At 67.9% G+C, this 1,991-nt stretch carries 1 protein-coding gene; it reads right to left on the bottom strand.

From position 1 onward, the window contains the following. Positions 1-59: 59 nt before the first annotated feature. The coding region (locus FUT87_RS04920) for a TonB-dependent siderophore receptor (protein ID WP_147240257.1) at positions 60-1,991 on the bottom strand (1,932 nt) is incomplete at its 5' end.

Genomic DNA, 1,991 nt, shown 5'->3' with positions numbered 1-1,991 from the left:
TCTACCGACTGAGCTATCGGGGATCAGAGCCTGAGAGTATACACAGAAAAATCAGAAGCTCACAAGACCCACTCCACCGACGCACGCCAGGTGCGATTGGCGAGCGGGTACAGGTAGACGTGGCCGTACTGATACGGCGACTCGCGCCACGCCCGGCGGTCGGTCACGTTGTCCACGCCGACACGCCAGATCAGCTGTTGCCGACCGATGTTCTGCTCGTAGCGCGCGCCCAGGTCCAGCCGCGTCCAGCTCGGGATAGCCAGCGAGTTGTCCGGCAGCACCATGCGCTTGCCCTCGTACACGACGCCCGCCTGCAGCTCCAGGCCCGGCAGCCCGACGCCCTGGCGGGCCTGCAGCTTCAGCACCGTCTCCGGCACGTTGGTCGGCTTCAGGCCGTTGAGCGTCGCGTCCTCGCTGCGCTCGCGGCGCGCGCGCAGCTTCATCGCGCTCGCCATCAAGCCGCCGTTCGCCCACTTCAGGTCGGCTTGCGCTTCCACGCCGCGATGGTTCTGCTCGCCGTCGATGCGGGTCTCGAGCATGTCCAGGCCGTTCACCGTGACCGCGACGTCACGCGTCGCGGGCTTGCTGACGTCGAAGTAGTTGATCGACCAGTCCACCGTCCGGCTGCCCGACTTCAGACCGATCTCCCACTGCCTGCTGCGCAGCGCCGGCAGCACCGCCGTGCGGTTCGCATAGACCGGCAGGTTGGGCACGACTGCCGATTCAATGCCCTGGCCCCAACTCGCGTAGGCCAGCAGCTGCGCGTTGATCGCGTAGCTCACACCGAGCCACGGCGTCGTGAACGACTGCGCGTACGGATTCGGCGTGCCGACCTGGCCAGCCTCCGGGCCGACCGCGACGCTGTCGCGCTTGAGCCGCGTGTGACGCATGCCGAGCCAGCCTTGCCAGCGCTCGCTGAACTGCATCGCGTCGCGCAGGTAGACCTCGGTGCTGCGCTCGGTGCGGTTGGTGTTGGTGCCGGTGAGCGTCGGGTCGGCCGTCGTCGGCAGCGTGCCCCAGATGTTGCCGGTGCCCGCCCAGTTGTAGGCCTGGCCCTGCAGCCGGCTCTTGTAGCGCGAGAACAGCACGCCCGTCGTCAACTCGTGCGTGATGCCGGCCGTGTTGAGCCGGCCCTGCGCCGAGAGGTCGAGCGCGTCGCTGTTGCGGTGCTCGTTCTCGCTGCGGAAGTCGTACTGGTCGAAGGTGCCGTCGGGGCAGTAGGTGCTCGGGTAATAAGTGCCGTCGCTGGCGGTGCAGCCGAAGGGGTAGGCGAGGCGGTCATCGGTGACCAACCGCTGGATCGCGGCATGCGCCTGCAGCTTCCAGTCGGCATTCAATTGGTGCTGCACGCGCAGGGAAGCGGTGCGGCCTTCGAAGACGACCGGCAGGCTCCACGATTGATTGTTCAGGTTGGTGCGCGGATCGATGGACTTCGCGTCGGGCAGGCGGTCGCCGAGCAGGCTGAAGCCGGGCTGGCTGGGCTGGGACTGGCGGGAGATCTCGACCTCGGCCTCGACCAGCGTGTCGCGCGTGACGCGCCAGTCGCCGGCGACGGCCATCATCCAGCGATGGCCGTCGGCGTCGCGCAATTCGGGCCGGAGTTTGGCGGCCTGCAGATTGACGCGCAGGCCGAAGGCCTTGTCGTTGCCGTGGCCGTCGCTGAAGCGGCGGCTCCAGTCCATCGCCGATTCGAGGGTGCCGCGCTTGCTGACGCCGAGCGTCACGCTGGTGAGCTCGGTCGTCGGCCGCTTCACGACGAGGTTCACGAGGCCGCCGGGGGCGCTGGTTCCCGCCTGGATGCCGCTCGTGCCCTTGAGCACCTCCAGGCTGCTCTTGTTCGCGAGGGGCAGGGCGGTCTCGGCATTGATCGGCAGGCCGTCGCGACGGAAGTTGAAGCGGTTGTCGAGGTCGTAGCCGCGGATCTTCAGGTAGGAGACATACCCGGCGGAGTTGTACGAGTCGCCCACGCTGGCGTCCAGCAGCGTCAGGCC

It is taken from the genome of Mitsuaria sp. TWR114, from assembly GCF_007997345.1.
Note: the sequence above shows the minus strand (reverse complement) of the source record. Positions and strands in the feature narration are given on the sequence as shown.